At 36.0% G+C, this 14581-nt stretch carries 21 protein-coding genes; 10 read left to right on the forward strand and 11 right to left on the reverse strand.

Annotated elements, in window-relative coordinates; genetic code table 11:
- Positions 1-222: 222 nt before the first annotated feature.
- Positions 223-657: a hypothetical protein gene (locus tag A3M5_RS22325; RefSeq protein WP_018392763.1), complete on the reverse strand. Its 435-nt coding sequence runs from the start codon at positions 655-657 to the stop codon at positions 223-225.
- 246 nt (positions 658-903) lie between these two features.
- Positions 904-1578 carry a C40 family peptidase gene (locus tag A3M5_RS0105505; RefSeq protein ID WP_018392764.1) on the reverse strand — a complete coding sequence of 225 codons (675 nt, stop codon included), beginning with the start codon at positions 1576-1578 and terminating at the stop codon, positions 904-906.
- A 421-nt stretch (positions 1579-1999) separates the two neighbouring features.
- Between A3M5_RS0105505 and A3M5_RS0105510 the strand changes: the two genes are divergently transcribed.
- The 3 genes from A3M5_RS0105510 (at position 2000) to A3M5_RS0105520 (ending at position 4153) form a co-directional block, all read left to right on the forward strand.
- Positions 2000-2593 carry a YiiX/YebB-like N1pC/P60 family cysteine hydrolase gene (locus tag A3M5_RS0105510; RefSeq protein ID WP_018392765.1) on the forward strand — a complete coding sequence of 198 codons (594 nt, stop codon included), beginning with the start codon at positions 2000-2002 and terminating at the stop codon, positions 2591-2593.
- A 41-nt stretch (positions 2594-2634) separates the two neighbouring features.
- Positions 2635-2856: a sporulation protein Cse60 gene (locus A3M5_RS0105515; RefSeq protein ID WP_018392766.1), complete on the forward strand. Its 222-nt coding sequence runs from the start codon at positions 2635-2637 to the stop codon at positions 2854-2856.
- 310 nt (positions 2857-3166) lie between these two features.
- Positions 3167-4153, forward strand: a complete 987-nt coding sequence (locus tag A3M5_RS0105520; RefSeq protein WP_018392767.1) for a diaminopimelate dehydrogenase — start codon at positions 3167-3169, stop codon at positions 4151-4153.
- Positions 4154-4593: 440 nt separating this feature from the next.
- Here A3M5_RS0105520 and A3M5_RS25995 read toward each other — a convergent pair whose 3' ends face one another.
- Positions 4594-4662, reverse strand: a complete 69-nt coding sequence (locus A3M5_RS25995) for a YjcZ family sporulation protein (protein ID WP_231373264.1) — start codon at positions 4660-4662, stop codon at positions 4594-4596.
- Between the two features lie 280 nt (positions 4663-4942).
- Between A3M5_RS25995 and A3M5_RS0105525 the strand changes: the two genes are divergently transcribed.
- Complete coding sequence (locus A3M5_RS0105525; protein WP_018392768.1) at positions 4943-5332, forward strand: hypothetical protein; 390 nt, start codon at positions 4943-4945, stop codon at positions 5330-5332.
- Between the two features lie 28 nt (positions 5333-5360).
- On the opposite strand, the gene A3M5_RS25725 is transcribed toward A3M5_RS0105525, so the two are convergent.
- The 3 genes from A3M5_RS25725 to A3M5_RS24440 form a co-directional block, all read right to left on the reverse strand.
- The gene (locus A3M5_RS25725; protein WP_018392769.1) at positions 5361-5504 is read right to left on the reverse strand and encodes a hypothetical protein; all 144 of its coding nucleotides are present in this window, start codon (positions 5502-5504) and stop codon (positions 5361-5363) included.
- A 381-nt stretch (positions 5505-5885) separates the two neighbouring features.
- Positions 5886-6185: a hypothetical protein gene (locus A3M5_RS0105535; RefSeq protein ID WP_018392770.1), complete on the reverse strand. Its 300-nt coding sequence runs from the start codon at positions 6183-6185 to the stop codon at positions 5886-5888.
- A gap of 485 nt (positions 6186-6670) precedes the next feature.
- Positions 6671-6832 carry an aspartyl-phosphate phosphatase Spo0E family protein gene (locus tag A3M5_RS24440; protein ID WP_018392771.1) on the reverse strand — a complete coding sequence of 54 codons (162 nt, stop codon included), beginning with the start codon at positions 6830-6832 and terminating at the stop codon, positions 6671-6673.
- Positions 6833-7110: 278 nt separating this feature from the next.
- Between A3M5_RS24440 and A3M5_RS0105545 the strand changes: the two genes are divergently transcribed.
- Both A3M5_RS0105545 and A3M5_RS22330 read left to right on the forward strand, forming a co-directional pair.
- The gene (locus A3M5_RS0105545) at positions 7111-7317 is read left to right on the forward strand and encodes a hypothetical protein (protein ID WP_018392772.1); all 207 of its coding nucleotides are present in this window, start codon (positions 7111-7113) and stop codon (positions 7315-7317) included.
- Between the two features lie 390 nt (positions 7318-7707).
- Positions 7708-8622: a DnaD domain-containing protein gene (locus A3M5_RS22330; RefSeq protein WP_018392773.1), complete on the forward strand. Its 915-nt coding sequence runs from the start codon at positions 7708-7710 to the stop codon at positions 8620-8622.
- Between the two features lie 156 nt (positions 8623-8778).
- Here A3M5_RS22330 and A3M5_RS26000 read toward each other — a convergent pair whose 3' ends face one another.
- A complete protein-coding gene (locus A3M5_RS26000) occupies positions 8779-9018 on the reverse strand; it encodes an Rrf2 family transcriptional regulator (protein ID WP_231373265.1) in 240 nt (79 codons plus the stop codon).
- On the opposite strand from A3M5_RS26000, the gene A3M5_RS22340 reads away from it, so the two are divergent.
- A complete protein-coding gene (locus tag A3M5_RS22340; protein ID WP_231373218.1) occupies positions 8930-9757 on the forward strand; it encodes an NmrA family NAD(P)-binding protein in 828 nt (275 codons plus the stop codon). The genes A3M5_RS26000 and A3M5_RS22340 overlap by 89 nt on opposite strands.
- 356 nt (positions 9758-10113) lie before the next feature.
- On the opposite strand, the gene A3M5_RS0105570 is transcribed toward A3M5_RS22340, so the two are convergent.
- Positions 10114-10395, reverse strand: a complete 282-nt coding sequence (locus A3M5_RS0105570; protein WP_018392776.1) for a hypothetical protein — start codon at positions 10393-10395, stop codon at positions 10114-10116.
- A 279-nt stretch (positions 10396-10674) separates the two neighbouring features.
- On the opposite strand from A3M5_RS0105570, the gene A3M5_RS0105575 reads away from it, so the two are divergent.
- Positions 10675-10971, forward strand: coding sequence for an IDEAL domain-containing protein (locus tag A3M5_RS0105575; protein ID WP_018392777.1), 297 nt, complete (start codon positions 10675-10677; stop codon positions 10969-10971).
- Between the two features lie 116 nt (positions 10972-11087).
- Here A3M5_RS0105575 and A3M5_RS23660 read toward each other — a convergent pair whose 3' ends face one another.
- A complete protein-coding gene (locus A3M5_RS23660; RefSeq protein ID WP_018392778.1) occupies positions 11088-11363 on the reverse strand; it encodes a hypothetical protein in 276 nt (91 codons plus the stop codon).
- A 178-nt stretch (positions 11364-11541) separates the two neighbouring features.
- Positions 11542-11742: an alpha/beta-type small acid-soluble spore protein gene (locus A3M5_RS0105590; RefSeq protein WP_018392779.1), complete on the reverse strand. Its 201-nt coding sequence runs from the start codon at positions 11740-11742 to the stop codon at positions 11542-11544.
- Between the two features lie 219 nt (positions 11743-11961).
- Between A3M5_RS0105590 and A3M5_RS0105595 the strand changes: the two genes are divergently transcribed.
- Complete coding sequence (locus tag A3M5_RS0105595) at positions 11962-12900, forward strand: DUF2971 domain-containing protein (protein ID WP_018392780.1); 939 nt, start codon at positions 11962-11964, stop codon at positions 12898-12900.
- Positions 12901-13005: 105 nt separating this feature from the next.
- Here the strand turns inward: A3M5_RS0105595 and A3M5_RS24445 are convergent, their stop codons facing one another.
- A complete protein-coding gene (locus A3M5_RS24445; protein ID WP_018392781.1) occupies positions 13006-13110 on the reverse strand; it encodes a YjcZ family sporulation protein in 105 nt (34 codons plus the stop codon).
- 338 nt (positions 13111-13448) lie between these two features.
- Between A3M5_RS24445 and sigH the strand changes: the two genes are divergently transcribed.
- Positions 13449-14099, forward strand: a complete 651-nt coding sequence (sigH, locus tag A3M5_RS0105605) for an RNA polymerase sporulation sigma factor SigH (protein ID WP_018392782.1) — start codon at positions 13449-13451, stop codon at positions 14097-14099.
- Positions 14100-14581: the final 482 nt, after the last annotated feature.

The following is a 14581-nucleotide window of genomic DNA, read 5'->3' on the forward strand; positions in this document are numbered from 1 at the left end:
AAAGCAAACTAAAGTTTGCTTTTTTATATGGCGATAGAACTTAAGGCTGAGGAATTTAGGGTTATTATTTTGATATGAAAATGTTGAATTTTATTTTTTGTGCTATGATACGGGACTACAGTTACTTGATTTGAAAAGGATTGGGTTTTACGTGTGTCCAATTGATTCAAGTCCACAACAAGAAAAGCCTCGGTACTCATGAGAGCACCGAGTACCGAGGCTTTATTTCATAGAAAAGTATATTTCATTTCCTATATCGGCTGCAAATCTAGCAGCGGCTTTTTCATTTACATACTTCAAGTTAGAGTACAAGCTAATGATAAATGAATATTTTTCACGAGAAGTAGTAAGCAGACATAGCATGACGTTTAAAGAAATAAGAAAATCAAGATAATCATTTGCAGTTCCTTTATACAGCACTTGAAAAGGGAGCCCAGCAGACCGTTCTCTCGTATAAAATTTTATACAGCCTGCGGGCGTTTCAGAAATGATCGTTCTATACTCTTGCGGATTATGTTCCAGCCTATCTACTGTGCAAAGTTCTTTAGCAGACTGAGTTAACTCCTCAAGAGATTTATTGCAAAATAACTCCTTGTATCCTTCCACGTCTAATACATCATCATGGAGATGTCTCCAAAAAATAATTAAATGACTCAACAAACCACCTCTTTAACTATCTTTGTGTATGAAATATGTTCGACGCGCAGTAGCTTATTCCTTTTTAATATTCAAAATAGTATGAATATTAAAGCGAAATAAAGAATTTTGTTTCCATGAAATTTCTTGTGTAAGGCCTAAGTATATTAAAAGCCCATTCTTAAACAGGTACTTTTAAGAGTGGGCTTTTTTATGAAATACTTATTTAAGAGCCAGGTTTCGATGATTGCAAACGCTTTTACCTACTTAATTTATTATCCTTTTTGCACCAAGATAACGTTGTGACCAGTATGAATTATCCAGTGATGTAGTCGTTACTCCTTTTGAGGAAGAGCTATGTATAAATTTATTTCCGCCAATATAAATACCGGCATGTGAAGCGCCTTTTTTATAGGTTTGGAAGAAAACAACATCGCCGACTTGTGGAGATGAAACCTTTGTCCCTTTATTATAAATATCAGCTACGGTTCTTGGAATGTTAGTTTCCGCACCTTCATTGAATACATATTTTAAAAAACCGCTGCAATCAAACCCTTTAGGTGTGTTGCCTCCCCATACATATGGAACACCCGTATATTTTTTCGCCACGCTCACAAGGTTGGAAGAAGCGGCCTTAACTTGTGAACTTGGTTTTTTCGTTACACCCAATGCTTTGTATGTATTAGCCCCAACAATTCCATCGGCCCGTAATCCTTTTTTCTTTTGAAAATTCATCACGGCTCTCTTCGTACTTGCGCCAAAATAGGTACTTCGATGATTTGAATTAAAGAAGCCTTTCTTTTGGAGTATTCCTTGTAATTCCACTACATCTTGATGTTTCATATTTGCTTTTAATGCCCGGTCGCCCAAAGCAGCTTCACTATTGATTGGTCCGCTAAGTAAAATGCCTGTGACTGCCAATGCCGCTATAATCTTTTTCATCTCTATTATCCTCCTGAAACGCATTTAAGGCTTTTTTTATAAGTTTAGCATTTAAACATCACAATTATATTTTGATAGGGTAACAATTCAATGACGAAACATTGCAGTTATGCAACAAATAAAAAACGCAGAAAAAGATTTTTCTGCAGTAACTTGTTCCATTCGTGAATAATAGTCGGCTATAGTATCGAGCATAAGTGGAACGATTCAATTTAAGCGTTTTTCATACTCTACAATAATGCTCTTTTTTTAATGTCGTCTTTACGATTTTATTATAAGTGAAAAAATGCCCATTCATATAATTGTGTGAAAAATGGATAAAAAAACATAATTCAACTTACTTCTTTGTCAATCAGACATATAATTTAATAAGGAAGACAGGTGAAGAGTGTTTGGATTCATTTTGAAGGAGTGAACGGAAATGGGAACACGTAAATTTCAGGGGATTTATCAGCTTCATTATGAAGAAGCAATGGATAAAATACAAACGGGCGATCTTTTGTTTTGTAGTGGCAGCTCCCTGGTTAGTGAATTCATTAAAAAAGCATCCAACTCGTTCATGAGCCATGTGGCCTTTTTATTTGAATGGAACGACCGGGTGCTTGTTTTTGAAAGCGTAGAGAGCATGGGCGTCCGTATCGTTCCTCTTTTGCATTACATGACGAATTATAAAAATACGGGGAAAAAGTATAACGGCGGGCTTTTCATTGCACGTCATGAAAAACTGATTGATTCTTATTTTGACCGAACGCTTCTGAAAAATATGATTGGAACAGGGATTGATTCGCTCAACCGTAGCTATGATCAAACGGAAATTATTCGGATTTTGACGAGGATCAAGTTAGGGATTGGCAAGCATAAAGAAGATAATTATGAATATATTTGTTCTGAATTCGTTGACCATTGCTTTCAGCAAATAGGCGTCCGTTTTCCACGCACGATGGAAGGCTTTATTTATCCAGAGCATATTGCGGCTGATTCCAACGTATATCCGATGTTTGAAATTGTTTCATGATAGGGAACTCCGGTCCAATTTAAGGAAAGGAGAGTGTAAACATGAAGAAACAACATTATTCAGTAAAAGGTTTTGAACATAATAAATACGAGGAATTAACTAGAAATATTAATCTTTTTATTTATCATCAGCTATATGAAGGTCAATTAATTGATATAAAGTACAATATGGTCCCTTTATCACTGAGTACTCACACAGAACCCGATGTACAGCCTAACATTCATTACACGGCTTTAGTTATTTACAAAAAAGTGCATCAATAATGAACAAATGCCGCCTCGGGTAGGGGCTGGCATTTTTCTTTGTTTAGGAAATTATAAAGCTACTAAGATGGTGGATAAGTTATCAATATCTAGCTCCAGCTCCAGCGCTTTTGTTCTTTGTCATACGAAATTTTTCGTTGCTAATGCCAAATTGATAAAATCAACTAAATATTGGGGAGTAACTGGCACCATTTATCATGAAAACTAGTATTTGTACACTTTGCTAAAAAAAGCTATTATAAAACACAATGGTATTCAAAGAATGTTAAAAATACCACGTGTGAAAAATACAACTAATGAGGAGAAAATCATGAGTAATCAAATTAGAGTAGGAATTGTAGGGTACGGAAATCTTGGCAGAGGAACTGTAGAAGCAATCAAGCAATGCCCAGATTTGGAGCTTGTCGCTATTTTTACAAGAAGAGTTCCTGAAAATCTTGTATTAAATGAACCAAATATAGAGGTTTTACATATTTCTAGAGCAGAGGACTATCAAGACAAAATTGACGTGATGATTTTGTGTGGAGGCTCAGCAACGGATCTTCCGGATCAAGTCCCTTATTTTGCAAGAATGTTTAACACGATTGACAGCTATGATACACATGCTAAGATACCTGAATATTTTAGTATTGTTGATAATGCAGCGAAGGAAAGCGGGAAGACAAGCATTATTTCTGTAGGCTGGGATCCAGGTTTGTTCTCTATTAATCGTTTAATGGCAGAGGCTATTTTGCCGAACGGTGAAAATTACACCTTCTGGGGGAAAGGGCTCAGTCAGGGACACTCAGACGCAATTCGTAAAGTGGAGGGTGTGGTAGGCGGTGTTCAATACACTGTACCAATTGCTGAAGCGGTAGAAAAGGTAAAAGGTGGAGCAAATCCTGAACTAACTACTGCAGAAAAACACCGACGTGTTTGTTATGTAGTTGCTGAAGAAGAATATGATAAAGCAAAAATTGAACATGACATTGTAACAATGCCAAACTACTTTGCGGACTATCACACAGAAGTGAACTTTATTTCAGAAGAAGAATTAAAAGCGAATCATTCGCAATTGCCACATGGTGGATTTGTCATTCGCGGGGGGCAAACAGGACAAAATCATAAACAAATTATCGAATTCTCACTCAATCTCGAAAGCAATCCGGAATTTACAGCTAGTGTACTCGTAGCTTATGCGCGAGCTGCTTATCGATTAAATAAAGAGGGACAAGTTGGTGCAAAAACGGTTTTTGAAGTTGCGCCTGTTTATTTGTCACCGAAATCTGCAGAAGAATTGAGAAGAAATTTATTATAGAATCTGCCCAAGGATTTTTTTGAAATGTATATTCTTTTGATCGTTTTGTGAAAGTGAACAAAGTGTCAAACCTTATAGCGGGAAATGGAAACAGTATCAGTTTCATGTTGGTTAGCTTTAATGGCTGAAAATATAGATGAACATTACCACAACAATAAGTTGATATATCAATATTTATAGAGGGAAGGATCAAAAAGAGTTATATTAGTTTGTTATGGGTCTTACCAAGCGATTGGTAAGACTTTTTTTGTCCGAAACAAAATAAGGGTGTCCCTAGTCAGTTGTCGCTGACTTTTGGAACATCCTCTTTAATCTTGATGGTTAAGGCAGAAGATAAAAGGTGAATTCATTCAAAAGGGCCTTACAGATATAATCGGTTGCTTGTTAACAGCATCCACCACCATCGTATCCACCACCCACGTAAGATGCTCCAATGATGATTAAAAGAATGACAAGACAACAACTAGCGCAAAACCAGAGCCATATCCAGCACAGTTTTCGGAACTCATAATTTATCACCTCATTGTGAATATAGTATGAAAAAAATCAAACGAATCTTAGACAAATGACCATAGGAAAATAAAAAAGTGTTATCCATAATGGGGAAACCTAATGAGAGAAGGCGATTTTTTAAACAAATTCCCACATTTATAGGCTTTACGAAGACCATAAGCTAAATGAACGTATGAATAATGGATGGAAGTTTGGGCATAATAGGGACCAAAATGCTGTTAGCCAGTCAGAAATAGATCGGCGTGTTAAGCAGGTATAAATGGAGGCACAGGTTAAATGAACGATAGAAACGATCAATTGCAAGAATGGATTCGTCAGTTAGAACAAGCTCATGAATACGGAATGTTCTTTGATAAGCAAACAGTGGCTGAAATGTTGTTCTTAATGGAGCGCCAGCAGCAAGATTTGAAGAGGATGGATGCGGTCATTAAGGCAATGGACAAGCAAAAAGTGAAAATGGTACAACGTCATACCGCGACAGTCGAAAAAAGCTTTTCGTTGTTAGAAGAACTTCAAAAGATGCAGTCGAAAATAACGAGGTATGAAGAAGAGTTGGATTTTTGTGCGAATGCTATTAAAGCCATCGCAAACGATGCTCGTTCAGGCAGGTTGATCATACGAAAGGAAGAGGGGGAAATGGCAGGGAAAGCATTGGAGAGAAAATGATGGACACATAAGGAATGGATTGAGGGGGTTATGCTGAACAAATCGCCATAGCTTCACTTAAAAGCTGGATATCACTCTGAATTTGCTGTTTAACAAACAAATCTTTACATCTGTAATAATCATCAATTAAGCGTTCAAGTTCTTTAAAAAGATAAATAATTAAATCATTCAAAGCAGATTCTCCTCTGTAGGCAATTTATGCATCATTAATATAATATATGACGTAACGATAAGTAATAGAACAATTTTATCAAAAATATTTTTAAAAAACGGAAAAATAACATGAAAAGACAAAAATATAACAAGTAATCCTGTTTCCTTCGACGAAACGATGAATTAAAAAAAGCCGAGGGAAACCCCCGGCTACAAGGAGTGGAAGGAGCGTACTGACGGGAAAGTCTCACGCAATAACAGTGTAACCAATTCAGAGAAATTTATACAAAAAAACCGGGATTTTTCCCGGTTGGATACATTTTTATCTTAAATGAAAGGCATTTAACCTTTGTTATGCATTTGTATCTGATTAATTTGAATGTTTCGTTCATTCAAATGCTTAGCTTGAATATGTCCAGTTTGTACTTGGCTGTTTTTTAGAAAGTGAATTCATCTTCACCTTCATGACCGCGACGGTGTCTTTAACTGTAATGATTTCGCCGTGTGTGTGATGAAGATTAAGCGCTATACTTTTCAGTTTAGCGTCTTTTTTTTCTAGGCGATCACAAATGACATTGACTAATTCTATGTTTTTCTTCAGTTGAGATTGCATCGTGTCCATTTTTTTTTCTAAATGGTTCAACTGAGAATCCATACTGTCTAATTTGGATAAAACTTGTTGCAGCAGTTGCTCACTCATAAGAGTCTCCTCCTCATCAAATAATAATGAATCTTCAATTTGTTTTAGTTGTTCCTCAACTAGTAAAACGCTTACAAAAAAAGCGCCTGAATTTCTAGCAAATCTAGATAAGCCGATTGATTGAGTGGTTTCTATTTAAATACGTTTTCCTCTCAAAAATACAAGTTGAACCCTATGAATCTTTTTTCTGTAAGGATTGCCGCCTTATCTGTTTCTATTATAAATAAAAAATGATAACAATTGTATTAATGATAGAAAATGTTATAAAAAAATAAAAATCAAAATGTGTAAAATTTAAATAAAATAAAAAAAGCCAGGGATTTTCCTGGCTTAAAATAGTTAAAAAACGAATAATGCTATCCAAGTAAGGCGGGGGGATGAAATGAAACAACATCAGTATACATGATGAAAGAGAAATGTATACAAAAATCAAAACGGTTTCTAGATGGATAAAAATAAAAGCATTTTAATAAAGGAATTTAACATCAGCTTTTCAATTGTGCTTGAATAATTAATTTATCTAGCTCTTCGCTATACTTAAGAGTTTCACTACTTCCGAGACCTTTGGCTGTTCCAACAGAAATCAATAACTTACGTAACTCATTAATTTGAGTGTTCAACTTATCCAAATTCTCTTGACTACTCACAATGAAATCTCTCCTGTGTATTATTATTTATTTACGTGCATGTTTAAAATATGACATAAGCATAAATTATCTTTTTGTTAATGAAAATAGCTTCGACAAAAATGCTGACAATATAACATTTTTTGTTTGATGAAAGAAACATATAAGATAAAAGGATCAGGCATCAACGGGTGCTCCTGTCTATTTTTACTGTTATATGAGAGGGGAAGCGAGAAAAAAGGAAAAATATCTACTTTTGTCGAATTATTATAAAGTAAAGTCAAGAAGGGGATGGTATTTTGAAAGCTATAGTAAAGCTTAAGAATGGTAAAATTTTTGCGTATAATTCTATCGAAAATTATGACCCAAACGAAGCAGAAGGGCCCTTTATCGATGTCCTAATAGAAGGGATTAAGAATAAATCAGAGGATTCTACATTTGAAAATACGACTGGAGAACGAACATTTGCAGCTTCTGATATTTATTCAGTAGAACTTATCCTATAATGATACAAGCATCCTGTAGGGTGCTTTTTTCTTTGGATCAATAAAAAAACCTCTCCTACTTGCGTAGGAAAGGCGCCGTGAAAAGTGCGACTATAGGCGCTATTTCTAGTGTCAATTAGGTCGTCAATTCCACAGCTATCATCCTTTCTGACAGGGAAGTCCCATATCCATTCTTGGGCGTAATCCGCAAGAATAGAAAACAGAATAGGTGATTTTATTATGATACAGCATAATGGAATATATGGGAATAAATATTTCTATATTAGGGATATCGATATAGATATAGATGTTTCAGATGATTGATGTACCTTTTATAGGATGAAGAAAAAGACACTTGAGCAGACTAAATAGACGAAACAGAATGAATAAATAAGGAGTGTGTTTGTAATCATGGCGAAATTCAGAATGGTTCATACAGCGTTTTGGGACGATTCAAAGGTGAATGAAAAAATGACGCCGGAGGACAGATACTTTTTTCTCTATCTTTTAACTAATGGGAGCACAACTGAGGTTGGTATTTACCAGATCACTAAAGAGCAAATGGCTTGTGAGATGGGCTATTCCATCGAAAGCATCCATTCATTAGTGCAACGGTTTACGGATCATTATAAATTGATCAAATACAGTGAACAAACATGTGAAATGGCGATTCGGAACTGGGGACGATATCACTTCAACGAAGGTGGAAAACCGGTAATGGATTGTATACAGGTTGAGCTGAAATTAGTGAAAGAGTTATCGCTTATTCAGTTCGTTGCAGAGCGAATTGAGAAGCCAGAAATTAAAACAATGTACACTATGTACTATGACTCGTTATACGATGCGTCTATGAAAAGAGGACAAAAACAACAAGAACAAAATCGTGCTAGTCGTTCATATTTTCAATATAAAAATGTCTCTTCTTTTTACCAAAACAATTTCGGTGTAGAGTCACCTTTCATAACGGATAAGCTGACTCATGCTATAAATGAATTTGGTGAAGTCATCGTCATGGAAGCAATGAAAAAGACGCTATCGGGCAACAAACGTAATTGGAATTACGTAAATGGCATTTTAAAAAAATGGCGGGATCATAAAGTGAAGACATTGGGCGATATAAAGGCACTGGATATAGAAATCGAAAACAGTCGCAGCCAATCCAGTGGTCATCGCGGATCGACTCGAGTAGAAAATCCGCCTGCATGGTTTGGAAAATCTGAAGTGGCTGAACAGCCAAATGAAATTGATGCAGATTTCGAACGGGAAAAACAGGAGCTGCTTGCTTTATTACAGAAGAGAGAACGAAAGATAAATAAATTAGGCTAATATGACGAGCGGGTATAAACAAAGTTTATAAAAAAGATGCGATGTTTTGAAGATTGAGTTAAAGATCCTGTTTAAGTTTACAGGATCTTTCTTATTTAACTATAGGGGCAGTTTAGTGAAATAAAAGTGTTGGAAAGAAAAAAAGAACGTCTCCTATTAATTGCTTAATTCTTTACTGTTTATTTTATCCTTATCAATAATCTCCTTTACAACATCTTCAAGGGTTACATTTCTCAAAGTTTTCTCTAATGCTAATTGAGCAGCTGTAAATAATGGACCTATTGTATCTTGGATATTCCTTCCTACAGTGCAAGCTGGATTTGGTTCTTCGTGTACACTAAACAATTCATTCTCTTGTACTACATTAACTGCCTTATATACGTCTAGTAATGAAATATCAGATAAAACCCTAGCAAGTTTAGCTCCCGCAATACCAGGATGTACTTCTACTTTTGCAGGTATCGATCGCTTATTAATTATTTCTGCGGATGGAGACAATGAAACAAGAATTCGCCAGCATACAGATGCGGTAGCTGCGGCAGAGCGTGCTCAAGTTAAATTAATTGCTTATACCAGCTTAGGGAATGCAAGCGAAAGCGACATGTTTCTTGCCCCACCACACGTTGCTACGGAAGAAGCTATCTTGAAAACAGGCATTTCTTACTCTTTCTTACGCAACAACTGGTACTTGGAGAATGAAATCTCATGCATTCAAGGTGTCCAGGCAGGAGCACCTTGGGTGACGTCTGCAGGTTCTGGTAAGGTTGATTGGGCACTACAACAAGATTATGCAGAGGCTGCGGCAGCTGTACTGGCGGGGAATGGACACGAGAATACGATCTACGAGCTTTCTGGCGAGCTAATGACTCAAGAAGAATTTGCATCTGCTCTTGGCACTGTATTGGGTAAAGAAGTACTTGTACAACAGGTCGATGACGTTACTTATGCTGACATCATGAAGGGTGCAGGCGTACCAGAATTCATTATTCCTTTTCTTGTAGACATCCAGAAAGGCATTCGGGATGGAGCTTTGGAAATCGAAAGCAATGATTTCGAAAAACTTCTCGGACGTCCAGTTACGCCAATCAGCAATGCACTGACTCAAATTGTTAACGAAATCCCTCAAACAAAATAATTGAACTAAATTGAAAACCGACCTTTCTGAATGTAGCAGAGGTCAGTATTTAAATAAGAATAAAGCAAAGCTAATCAGTTTCAAGATAATTCAAGATAAAAAAATACCATTAGTGTTTATGCTAAAGGTATTTTTTTATTTATTTATAAAAGAGTGAAGCAATAGTTTAGTAACCGAATATAAATATTAAAATCAACACAGTTATTTAACAGAGCCAAAAAATAACAAAGCCGAGTAAGCCTCAACTAAAGATTAGAAAAAATCGAACAATAAAAGTATGTCCAGTATAAAAAAATGTAGAAAAAACTGAGAATTTTGAGAACGGTCTCAACTGGATATAATGGCAAAGTAAAATCCTAATTGCTTTTAGGACTTTGCTTTTTTAAGTTCACAGCAATGTAGATCAAGGATAATAAAAGAATGAAGATTTTTTCCCATCCGCCGCTATTTTTCTTATACATATTTTGTGAAGCTCGAACATTTTGCTGATTCATTTGATTTTGCTGCCTCTGCCTGTGCCTCTGTCTTTGAATTTGAGAAGATTGTTTTTGACTGATTAACGCTAAATCTGCTGCGAATTCGGTTTCAAATGCTTTTTTCGCATCTTCAATGATATCTATTTCATTCTGTTCGATCATAAATATTTCCTCCTTGAAAAAGTTAAGTGATGAACAGCATTAGAGTACCTCATTAAGAGAATTAAATACCAAAAATAATACGTTTTACCGATTTAGAGCGATTGATCAATTCTTTAGATTGAAAAGACAATGCCAATTAAAGAGCATGATAAAGATGGACTAGGTGTATTCATCTTTTCAATTCATTAAAAATTGCTTGAAAAGGCGATTAAAATAAGGGTCACTAACATAGGATTTAATAATGGGATTTGGAAGAGAAAATAATAAGGGGTGACAGCCTTGTATGTAGGAGAGTGGGTAAACGTTGCAAGCGGTGATTATAAAGATGTTGGTTACGTGAGTAATATTGGATGTTATAGCGGCCAAATTGAAATCATAAAAGTGGCCAGGATCAGAGATGGCATCATTGAATGGTCAAAGCCAACACAGAAATCGTATGATGCACGCCTGCTCAAACCGATCGGCACGTTATTGGATCAATTGCAGGATAAATCAGCGTTAATCAATATGTCGCTCGATACGAAGGATAAGGAATGGTTTGAAGAACTTACCAAGAGGAAGCTGCTTGAAGAGTGATTGCGAATGTATGTTTAAGTAGCTTCCTGCGCTACAAAGGGAAAAGAGGTTAAAAAAACAGGGAGAAATAAGAGAGAGGGACAGGTGCCTAAACCCGTCCCTAAAAAGTATTGAGTTTAGATTATTAATCCACGGCGCCCTCTACCGTAAGCCCCGTATCCGTATGGATTGTCATCACCGTAGCTGTCATAGGAACTGTATGGATCATATCCTCCATATCCGCCATATCCGCCATAAGGATCATAACCACTTTCGCAACAATCTCCACCACGACCGTATCGGCGGCCTGCGTAAAATGCTCCACCAATGATGAAAAGGATGAATAAAACAATCAGCACTTTAGAGCCATAGCCGTATCTACTGCCAGCCGGTTCTCCAAATGAACAACTCATAGACATTTCCACCTCCCTCTGTTACATATTATATGGAAAATGTCACTAGGTGATTGGACGAAAAATGAATTAAAATGAGATGAAAGCTGTTAAGTGGTTGTCAGAAAGAAGATGGTTTAAAAAGTGTAAAGGCAAAGACAAAATCCATCCGTGTGAGGGATGGATTTTGAAAAGACGATTAACGATTAAGTTCTTGTTGTGCCAGACGAATTAAACGCTTTGTGATTTCACCACCGGTCGAACCATTTGCGTGAGCGGTTGTATCGGCTCCCAGGCTGACACCGAATTCGTTGGCAATTTCGTATTTGAATTGCTCCAAAACACGTTCTGCACCAGGGACTAAAAGTTGATTTTGATTTCCACGATTACTGGACGGCATCTTTTTCACCACCTTTTTTGTATGAAGTTAATATGGGCCGCAGGAGATACAATCATTCAAAAAAACCGATAGTAAATTCTAGCGGTTTTGGGGAGAAGCTGCTTATGGGATAACGTGTTCATTTTATTCAGCGCTGAATATAGGAATACTTAAAAATGAATAACGATAAATTCAATCCTTTTGGCACATAATAGGGGAAAGCTGGGAGGAGAGAAGAGAATGGAAAAGAAATTTTCTGAAATACAGCAGATTGACGATCTTGAAGAGTTTCTTCACTCACTTGAAGCTGACCAGATGCCTTTATTGGAAGGATCAACCTCTCTTTTTCACTACAGTAATGGACAAGGGTTAAAAAGTATTATTGAAAATGGTGAAATGTGGCTGTCTAAAAGCGGGTTTCTGAATGATAAGTTAGAAATAAAATATACACTCGAATTGGTGTTATCCATTATCGAAGAACTTTTAGCGGATGAACCATCTAAAGAAGAGTTGCTTTTTAACGAATGGTTTAAACAGATGATTGAACAGAATTTGTTTTCTTTTGAAATCTTTACACTATCGTTTAGCAAGCACGGCGATTCTAATCTTCTTTGGTCCAATTATTCAAATAATGAAGGATATAACATCGAGTATAGTTACCCAGAAATAGCTAAAATACTCATTAAAAATTTAAAAAATGCCTATCCAACTAGAAAATTCACTATTTACCCGTATTTTGTTATATATGATAAAGAACAGCAAATACAGTTGCTGAAGAGAGAAATCATTAATTTGTATAAACTGTTTCTCTACGATCATTATCGTGGGGAAGAACAATTTCATTTTCAAAAAGGAAAAAGAATTTTAGCGAATATTATGTGCTATTCCACTTTCTTCAAAGACGGTAGTTTTCATCAAGAAGAAGAGTTCAGAATCGCTGTTTTTAATCCGGAAAAAAACGAAAAACCAGTTTATCATTGCAGGTTAAGCAATGGAGTGTTTATTCCTTATATGGGCATTCGAATATCAAATGAATCAAATAATATGCCGATAAAAGGTATAACGATTGGTCCGAAAAACAGTCTGGACATTGCAGAAGAAGGATTAAAGCATTTTTTAGATCTCAACGGGTTATCGGACGTCTCCATAAGTAAATCGAAAATACCATATAGATATTAGCGACATGAAAATAGAGAAAGGACTTGCGGCCGCAAGTCCTTTTTTCATACCATCCATCGACAATAGCGTTTAGGTTCATCATGCCAATTTAAGCATAGCAGTGGATTAATACCCGCCGTACCCGCCAGCGAAAGATGCACCGATGATGATCAAAAGAATAAACAAAACAACGACTAGCGCAAAACTAGAGCCACTATATGAGCTGCCCATAAGTTTCTCACCTCCTTTAATACATGATATGAAACAACATTCATAACGTATGGACGAAGGTATAGATGAAAAAAATAAAGATTATCGACAAATTTCTTCATAAAAGACTTTTATTCAGCATAAATAGAAAGATACGCATATGATAACTTACTATTTATGACGGAGGTTGTAGGGATTAGTCGGTATTTGGAAATATCTTTCATAGCTTAAATAAGTTAAAATAAAAGACATGATCATTTGAAGAGAGTGGGTTATTTATTATGGAAACCCTTTCGTTAAAGTGCGTAGCTGAGAGGCAAGTTAACTATAAAACAGCAAAACTCAACGGAGGTATACGAGTGAGTGTAAACGTCGAAGAAAAGCTGATTCAACCGTATGATATGTTAAAAGACGAAGATTTGATAGAACGTGTTCATAATGGAGACAGCGAATCATCGGATTTTTTAATTAATAAGTACCGGAACTTTGTTCGAGCAAAAGCGAATAGATACTTTTTGATTGGTGGGGATAAAGACGATATTGTTCAAGAAGGAATGATTGGCCTTTATAAAGCGATACGTGATTTCAAAGAAGATAAACTGATTTCTTTTGTCGCTTTTGCTGAACTTTGTATTACAAGACAAATTATAACGGCAATCAAAACGGCTACCCGTCAAAAACATGGACCGCTTAATTCGTATATTTCTTTGGACAAGCCTATTTATGATGAAGGATCGGACCAAACGATGATGGATGTTATTGCTGGAGCGAAAACGATGGATCCGGCAATCGTCATCATTCATCGAGAAGAAGCGAAAGATATCGAAATGAAAATCGCAGAATTGCTTAGTGAATTTGAAAGAAAAGTATGGGATTTGTATTTGGAAGGCCAATCCTATCGAGAAATTTCCATTGAACTGGACGCGCATGTAAAGTCGATTGATAACGCCATTCAGCGGGTAAAAAGAAAATTGGATCAATATTTGAGCAGAAGAGAAGTTACTTCATAAGACATAATGAAGAAATGGATTGGACACATCCATATACAAATAGAAAGAAATGATAAAACGTCTTGCTCACACGGGCAAGACGTTTTCTTTGAAAAGGAAACAAAGAAAACAGAAGTGACTAGAAAACATACAAATAAGGAGTAAGTGAATCATGAAAAGAGGCCTATAAAAAGAGAGGTTTACGGTCTAGAATAACCCGCCATAGACGCCCCCAACATAGCAGCATTCGCTACCGCCTGCGTCCACAATCTGAGTTTGCCATCCGTTTTCAACTCCTTTAGATATAAGTTATGAAAAATTTAATTCGATGATTGGACAAAAGCTTCAGAAAAATAAAACAACTGCTTTTTGTGCTAAAATAGTAAATTATTCGGAAGGAATAACAAAATTCTAAATGTGTAAAATTCAAAAATAAATACCTATTTACAAATAATAAACCGCTAAAGTAGTCATCGAGAAAATAATAATGTCATTTCCTATAT

The sequence above is a fragment of the Bacillus sp. 37MA genome (genome assembly GCF_000372765.1).
Classification (GTDB): Bacteria; Bacillota; Bacilli; order Bacillales; family Domibacillaceae; genus Domibacillus; species Domibacillus aminovorans.

What these genes read in the sequence shown, in the direction of transcription:
- A3M5_RS0105505 (WP_018392764.1), bottom strand. Translation starts at nt 1,578, where the DNA reads ATGAAAAAGATTATAGCGGCATTGGCAGTCACAGGCATTTTACTTAGC.
- A3M5_RS0105510 (WP_018392765.1), top strand. Translation starts at nt 2,000, where the DNA reads ATGGGAACACGTAAATTTCAGGGGATTTATCAGCTTCATTATGAAGAA.
- A3M5_RS0105515 (WP_018392766.1), top strand. Translation starts at nt 2,635, where the DNA reads ATGAAGAAACAACATTATTCAGTAAAAGGTTTTGAACATAATAAATAC.
- A3M5_RS0105520 (WP_018392767.1), top strand. Translation starts at nt 3,167, where the DNA reads ATGAGTAATCAAATTAGAGTAGGAATTGTAGGGTACGGAAATCTTGGC.
- A3M5_RS0105525 (WP_018392768.1), top strand. Translation starts at nt 4,943, where the DNA reads ATGAACGATAGAAACGATCAATTGCAAGAATGGATTCGTCAGTTAGAA.
- A3M5_RS0105535 (WP_018392770.1), bottom strand. Translation starts at nt 6,185, where the DNA reads ATGAGTGAGCAACTGCTGCAACAAGTTTTATCCAAATTAGACAGTATG.
- A3M5_RS22330 (WP_018392773.1), top strand. Translation starts at nt 7,708, where the DNA reads ATGGCGAAATTCAGAATGGTTCATACAGCGTTTTGGGACGATTCAAAG.
- A3M5_RS0105570 (WP_018392776.1), bottom strand. Translation starts at nt 10,395, where the DNA reads ATGATCGAACAGAATGAAATAGATATCATTGAAGATGCGAAAAAAGCA.
- A3M5_RS23660 (WP_018392778.1), bottom strand. Translation starts at nt 11,363, where the DNA reads ATGAGTTGTTCATTTGGAGAACCGGCTGGCAGTAGATACGGCTATGGC.
- A3M5_RS0105590 (WP_018392779.1), bottom strand. Translation starts at nt 11,742, where the DNA reads ATGCCGTCCAGTAATCGTGGAAATCAAAATCAACTTTTAGTCCCTGGT.
- A3M5_RS0105595 (WP_018392780.1), top strand. Translation starts at nt 11,962, where the DNA reads ATGGAAAAGAAATTTTCTGAAATACAGCAGATTGACGATCTTGAAGAG.
- A3M5_RS24445 (WP_018392781.1), bottom strand. Translation starts at nt 13,110, where the DNA reads ATGGGCAGCTCATATAGTGGCTCTAGTTTTGCGCTAGTCGTTGTTTTG.